General features: G+C 65.9%; 6 protein-coding genes, 1 pseudogene and 1 riboswitch. Of the genes and pseudogenes, 1 reads left to right on the top strand and 6 read right to left on the bottom strand.

Translation table 11 applies throughout. The annotated features are described in order from the left end of the window. The 6 genes from thiC to WCB02_RS17155 form a co-directional block, all read right to left on the bottom strand. A partial coding sequence (gene thiC, locus WCB02_RS17180; RefSeq protein WP_423959787.1) for a phosphomethylpyrimidine synthase ThiC occupies positions 1-1,226 on the bottom strand: 1,226 nt, incomplete at its 3' end. A gap of 319 nt (positions 1,227-1,545) precedes the next feature. Continuing rightward, positions 1,546-2,166, bottom strand: coding sequence for a thiamine phosphate synthase (gene thiE, locus WCB02_RS17175; protein ID WP_423959785.1), 621 nt, complete (start codon positions 2,164-2,166; stop codon positions 1,546-1,548). Further along, positions 2,153-2,935: a thiazole synthase gene (locus WCB02_RS17170; protein WP_423959783.1), complete on the bottom strand. Its 783-nt coding sequence runs from the start codon at positions 2,933-2,935 to the stop codon at positions 2,153-2,155. Before WCB02_RS17170 ends, thiE begins: the two co-directional genes overlap by 14 nt. Before the next feature lie 301 nt (positions 2,936-3,236). Next, positions 3,237-3,434, bottom strand: coding sequence for a sulfur carrier protein ThiS (thiS, locus tag WCB02_RS17165; RefSeq protein ID WP_423959781.1), 198 nt, complete (start codon positions 3,432-3,434; stop codon positions 3,237-3,239). Further along, entirely contained in the window at positions 3,425-4,447 is a 1,023-nt protein-coding gene (locus tag WCB02_RS17160; RefSeq protein WP_423959778.1) for an FAD-dependent oxidoreductase, read from the bottom strand. The genes thiS and WCB02_RS17160 overlap by 10 nt, the downstream gene beginning before the upstream one ends. After that, a riboswitch (TPP riboswitch) is annotated at positions 4,435-4,565 on the bottom strand. (Overlaps the previous gene by 13 nt.) Before the next feature lie 140 nt (positions 4,566-4,705). Beyond that, a complete protein-coding gene (locus tag WCB02_RS17155; RefSeq protein WP_423959775.1) occupies positions 4,706-5,245 on the bottom strand; it encodes a transglycosylase SLT domain-containing protein in 540 nt (179 codons plus the stop codon). A gap of 221 nt (positions 5,246-5,466) precedes the next feature. On the opposite strand from WCB02_RS17155, the pseudogene WCB02_RS17150 reads away from it, so the two are divergent. Then, a pseudogene (locus tag WCB02_RS17150) lies at positions 5,467-6,078 on the top strand (hypothetical protein); the annotation flags it as partial.

The following is a 6,078-nucleotide window of genomic DNA, read 5'->3' as shown; positions in this document are numbered from 1 at the left end:
CCCTTGGCCCAGGCGACTTTGGTGAGTTCGCCCAGCGTCTCCAGCTCGGCGAATTGGGCGCGGTCGTTGGCGTCGCGGATCGAGCCGGGGCGCAGGCCGTCGCCCAATGAAAACGACACGTCGTATTTGCGCATCAGGTCGCAGATGTCCTCGAAATGCGTGTAGAGGAAACTCTCCTTGTGATGCGCCAGGCACCACTTCGCCATGATCGAGCCGCCGCGCGAGACGATGCCGGTGACGCGGTTGGCGGTGAGGTGGATGTAGGGCAGCCGCACGCCGGCGTGGATCGTGAAGTAGTCGACACCCTGTTCGCACTGCTCAATCAGCGTGTCCTTGTAGACCTCCCAGTCGAGCTTGACCGGATCGCCGTTGACCTTCTCCAGCGCCTGGTAGATCGGCACGGTGCCGATCGGTACCGGCGAGTTGCGCAGGATCCATTCGCGGGTGGTGTGGATGTTGCGGCCCGTCGAGAGGTCCATCACGGTGTCGGCGCCCCAGCGGATCGCCCACACCATCTTGTCGACTTCTTCCTCGACCGACGAAGTCACCGCCGAGTTGCCGATATTGGCGTTGATCTTGGTCAGGAAGTTGCGGCCGATGATCATCGGCTCCAGCTCGCCGTGGTTGATGTTGCAGGGGATGATGGCGCGGCCGCGCGCGATCTCGGAACGCACGAATTCCGGCGTGACGAAGGCCGGCACCGCGGCGCCAAAGCTTTCGCCGTCGGCGAGCGCTGCCTCGGCGCGTTCGAGCTCGACCTTGCGGCCGAGATTTTCGCGCTCGGCGACGTAGATCATCTCTTTCGTGATGATGCCGGCGCGGGCGAATTCGAGCTGGGTGATCTTGTGGTCGCCGGTGCCGCGCAGCGGCTGGTGGAACGCGGAAAACGCCTTCGCCGCCTTGTCGCCGGAGACATTGCCGTTATCGACCGGCTTGACCGCGCGGCCGTCATATTCCTCGACGCCGCCGCGCGCCTTGACCCAGGCGGTGCGGTGGCGCGGCAGGCCGGCATTGACGTCGATCACGACGTTCGGATCGGTGTAGGGACCGGAGGTGTCATACACCGGCAGGTTAGGTTCGCCGGCGCCTTCCGACAGCATGATCTCGCGCAGCGGCACCCGTAGCTCGGGCGCGGCGTCGGGATGGGCGAAGATCTTGCGCGAGGAGGGCAGCGGGCCGGTGGTCACGGCGGGAAGCGTGGTGTCCGGATTGGAGCGAATGTTCATGGGGTCCTCCTGTTACTTGTTGTCATTTCGGACGGGCCGCGGAACGCAGGCCGATCCGGAAGTTCGAAATTGTGTTTCTCCGCCATTGCGAGCCACCGGGTCGGTGCGAAGCGGCGCCCGATGACAGGCTCAGCGAAGCGATCCATGCCTGCCCGGGTGGAGGCGTGGATTGCTTCGTCGCTGCGCGCCTCGCAATGACGGCGTCTGAAGGACTGCGTAGGGTGGGCAAAGGCGCTTGCGCCGTGCCTGCCATCTGTCGCACTGGTTGGCCGAATGGTGGGCACGCTGCGCTTTGTCCACCCTACGATCGGAGACATCGTCATGCCGCCTCCGCCTTCAGGGCGAGCCAGGCGCGCACGCGCGCATCCGGATCGGCGTTCTGGGTGAGGTCGCTGACGACGGCAATGGAATCGGCGCCGGCAGCGTAGATCTCGGCCGCCTGTTCGAGCTTGATGCCGCCGATCGCGACCAGCGGAATGGCGCCGACGCGCTTCTTCCATTCGCCGATCTTCGCGATGCCCTGCGGCGCGAAGCGCATCGATTTCAGCGTGGTCGGAAAGATCGGACCCAGCGCGATATAGTCCGGCTTGGCGCGCAACGCGGTCGCGAGCTCTTCGTCGTCATGGGTCGAGAGGCCGAGCGACAGCCCGGCGGCGCGGATCGCGGCGAGGTCGGCGTCGGCGAGATCCTCCTGGCCGAGATGCAGATGTTGCGCCCCGGCCTCGATCGCCGCGCGCCAATAATCGTTCACGACGAGCCTGGTCGGCGTGCCCCTGGTCAGCGCCAGCGCCTCGCGCACGATGTGCAGCGCATCGGCGTGGTCCAGATGCTCGCCCAATTTCTTGGCGCGCAACTGGATGGTGCCGACGCCGAGCGTGGTCAGCCGCGCCACCCAGGCGAGGCTGTCGACGACGGGATAGAAGCGGTCAGGATACGGCATGCCAGAACGGTGTCCCAACAACAGGCGTGGAAGGGGAAGCGAAATCGCGGGCGTCCATCAGCCCGGCCTCGTAGGCTGTGCGGCCGGCCTCGACGCCGAGACGGAAGGCGCTCGCCATCGCCACCGGGTCGGCGGCTTTCGCGATCGCGGTGTTGAGCAGCACGGCGTCATAGCCGAGTTCGAGCGCTTCGGCGGCGTGCGACGGCGCGCCGAGGCCGGCATCGACCACCAAGGTCACATCGGGCAGCCGGTCGCGCAACAGCTTGAGTGCGTCGCGGTTGATGATGCCCTTGGCGCTGCCGATCGGGGCGGCCCAGGGCATCACGACCTTGCAGCCGGCATCGACCAGCCGGGTCGCGACCGAGAGATCTTCGGTGCAATAGGGGAATACCTCAAAGCCGTCCTTGATCAGGATGCCGGCGGCCTCGACCAGGCCGACCACGTCGGGCTGCAGCGTGTCGTTGTCGGCGATCACTTCGAGCTTGATCCAGGAGGTCGCGAACAATTCGCGCGCCAGCTTGGCGGTGGTGACGGCGTCGCGCACGCTGCGGCAGCCGGCGGTGTTCGGTAGCACGGTGACGCCGAGCTCGCGGATCAGCTTCCAGAACGCGTCGCCGGTCTTGCCACCGGCGGATTCCCGCCGCAGCGACACCGTGACGATCTCGGCGCCCGAGGCGCGGATCGCGTTCTGCATGATTGCGGGCGAGGGATACAGCGCACTGCCGGTGAGCAGTCGGGAGGTGAATTCGCGGCCGTAGAAGTTCAGCATTGGTCGATGTCCTGCTTTTCGTCATCCCCGCGAAAGCGGGGATCCAGTATCCCAGCGGGACCTGCAATCAAATCGAGAGACCGCCGCGTCCTGGGTCGCCCGGTCAAGCCGGGCGATGACGGTGATGTGTAAGGCGCCGTCGCTTTCTCACCGTCGTCCCGGCGTAGGCCGGGACCCATACGCCGTGCCGTCGCAGTCGTGCACCCGGGCAGACGCCTGCCAACGGCACGTACGCCGGTGGTTATGGGTCCCGGCCCTCGCCGGGACGACGACGTGGGCAGAGCTTTTGCGCGCATCCCCATCACCCTCCCTGCCGTGGCGTGATGATCTCGATCTCGTCGCCGGTCTTCAGCGCCGTTGCCGCCCAGCGGCTCTTCGGCACCACGTCGTAATTCAGCGCGATCGCAAAATGGGTGCCTTCATAGGCGAGCTCGGCAAGCAGCGCGTCGACGCTCGCGGCCGCGATCTCGCACGGTTCGCCGTTGACGATCACGCGCATCGCACCACCTCGTTGTCGAGCTGGCCGTGCTCGACATAGTTCAAGGTTGCCTGCGCCAGCGCCGGCGCGATCAGGAAGCCGTGGCGGTAGAGGCCGTTGATGTGGATCTCGTTGCTGCGGCAGCCGATGGTGATGCGCGGCAGGTTGTCGGGATAGGCCGGGCGCTCGCCCGAGCCGAACTCGACGATGCGCGCTTCGCCGAACGCCGGATGCACGGTATAGGCGGCGCCCAGAAGCTCGAGCGCCGAGCGCACCGCAACGCCCCAGTTCTCGGTTTCGATCGAGGTCGCGCCCAGCATGAACAGGTTATCCTCGCGTGGGATCACATAGAGCGGCCAGCGCGGATGCATCAGCCGGACCGGGCGCGACAGTTGCACCTCCGCAGTCTCGATCACGATCATCTCGCCCTTGACGGCGCGCAGCTCCGGCTCGACGTCGCGCGCGGCGATGCCGCGGCAGTCGATCACCAGGCCGTCGAGATCGCCGCTCGACACATCGCTGTTGAACTTGATCTCGCCGCCGGCCTCGATGATGCGCTGATGCAGCTTGGGAAGCACGCGGCGCGGCTCGACATGGCCCTCGGCGGGATAGAACAGCCCTTCGCGGAAGCGGCCCTCCAGCGCCGGCTCGATCTCCGCGAGCGCGCTGGCATCGAGCCGCTGATAGTCGCTGGTGTGGCGGGCGAAACGCTCGAAGTCGGCGCGATCGCGCGCATGCGCCACCACCAGCGAGCCATTGAACGGCGTGTCCGGCAGTTCGCGCTTCCACAGCTCGAGCGAGGTCAGGCCGAGCCGGCTGATCAGCGGCTCCGACACCTCGCTCTCGCAATAGGGCGCCAGCATGCCGCCCGCCCAGTGGCTGGTCGAGAGCATTAGATTTTCGTCGCTGCGCTCATGCAAGGTCACGGCATGGCCTGCCCTGGCGAACACCAGCGCCTGCCATGCGCCAGCAATGCCGGCGCCGATGATCGATACGGGGGAATCCCCCCTCGGTTTACGCGTGGTCTGGTACATCCCTGTCCCTTCGCCGGCATGACCCGGATCAGGTTCAAAGGGTCACCGCGGTCCCCTGCCAACCGGCAAGCAGCGTGCGGTATCTCAGCTCCACCTCGGAGCTCCCCTCGGAACGCGGCTAATGTAGTCCGATGGACGCGGCTGTCAACGCCCGCACGTCGCCGGCCCAGCCTTGCGCCGGCATCCACGTCCTTGTTTGTTGTGGCAAAAGACGTGGGTGGCCCGGGCAAGCCCGGCCATCATGAGGATCAGGCCAGCTCAGCGATCATTAGTTTCCTGGTGCCTCGGCGCTGCATTGGCGGGGCTTTCCGCGATTTCGTCGGGTACGCTCGTGCCGATCGGTGGCTGCTGATTGCCGGAGGCGTCCAACTTCAGTCCAGTGGCGGTTTCGAGCCGCTGTCGCTTGGCGATCTCGTAATACCCGCTCGCATATAATTGCATGGCGCGGTCGTGGTCGCCCTTGGCGGCGCGGTAGGCGCCGGCGAGATATTTCACGCCATAGGTGAGATTGGTGTTGGCATCGCGCAGTCCCTCGGCGTCGCCGCCATAGCCGAGGCTGCGCGCGGTCGCGAGCTTGATCTGCATCAGCCCGATGCAGCCGCCGCGTCCGAGCAGGCGCGGCTGATAGCGGCTCTCGCGCAGGATGATCCGATGCACCAGCGCTTCCGGCACACTGTTGGCCTTGGCATGGACCGCAACCAGCGCATCAAATTCGCCGTGGCCGGTCTGGCCGGCTTGGGCGGTTTGCGGCGCCGTCGCCGTGACCGCAAACCAGACCAGCGCAAGCAGAGTTTTCATCAACAAAGATCCCTCAGGACGCGCAAGGCACACGTGACGGCGCGCATCGGCAGGTTGGCATTAACCCTTTACGCGGGCAATTGCAGTCAGGCGGCGATAATGTGGCGGAAATCTGGCTTTGATCACGCTTTATCCACTCGATTCCACAGCGGCCGGTTTACCTCAAATTATGCCCATTTGTGCTTCGATCCCGGCTCAAATGACGCTGGATCAGGGCCAAAATGACGATTTCGATCAGCGAATCAAATGAGGCGATCCATCCACTCCGGGGGATGCTGCCCCTTCTGGTGGGCGCCTTCGTCTATGCGCTGCTGCTCGCCTTCGGCAACCAGCTTCTGAACGATCCCGACACGCTGTGGCAGGTCACGGTCGGGCAGTGGATCCTCGATCATCACGCGGTGCCCGAGACCGACATCTATTCCTTTACGATGCGTGGCGAGCCCTGGATCTCGACGCAATGGCTGGCGCAGCTGATCTACGCCAAGGCCTATGCGCTCGCGGGCTGGAACGGCCCGGTGGTGGTGGCTGCGTCCGCCAGTGCCGCTACGTTCGCGCTGCTCGCGCACAGCCTGAACCGCCGTCTCGGCGACAGCGCCACATTGGTGTTGGTGGCGCTGGCGCTGGCGCTGACCGCGCCGCATCTGCTGGCGCGGGCGCATGTGCTCGCGATGCCGGTGATGCTGCTGTGGATCGGTGGGCTGATCGACGCCGCCGATCGGCGCGAGGCGCCGTCGTTGGTGCTGCTGCCGGCGATCGCGCTTTGGGCCAATCTGCACGGCGGTTTTGTCTTCGGCCTGTTCTTCGTGGCGCCCGCGGCGCTCGATGCGGTGGCG

Origin of the sequence: Bradyrhizobium sp., from assembly GCF_049581145.1 — a bacterium.
GTDB lineage: Bacteria > Pseudomonadota > Alphaproteobacteria > Rhizobiales > Xanthobacteraceae > Bradyrhizobium.
Note: the sequence above shows the minus strand (reverse complement) of the source record. Positions and strands in the feature narration are given on the sequence as shown.

Excerpts from the sequence above, each read along its gene's own strand:
- thiS (WP_423959781.1), bottom strand. The coding sequence starts at position 3,434 with ATGCGCGTGATCGTCAACGGCGAACCGTGCGAGATCGCGGCCGCGAGC.
- WCB02_RS17170 (WP_423959783.1), bottom strand. The coding sequence starts at position 2,935 with ATGCTGAACTTCTACGGCCGCGAATTCACCTCCCGACTGCTCACCGGC.
- WCB02_RS17160 (WP_423959778.1), bottom strand. The coding sequence starts at position 4,447 with ATGTACCAGACCACGCGTAAACCGAGGGGGGATTCCCCCGTATCGATC.
- thiE (WP_423959785.1), bottom strand. The coding sequence starts at position 2,166 with ATGCCGTATCCTGACCGCTTCTATCCCGTCGTCGACAGCCTCGCCTGG.
- WCB02_RS17155 (WP_423959775.1), bottom strand. The coding sequence starts at position 5,245 with ATGAAAACTCTGCTTGCGCTGGTCTGGTTTGCGGTCACGGCGACGGCG.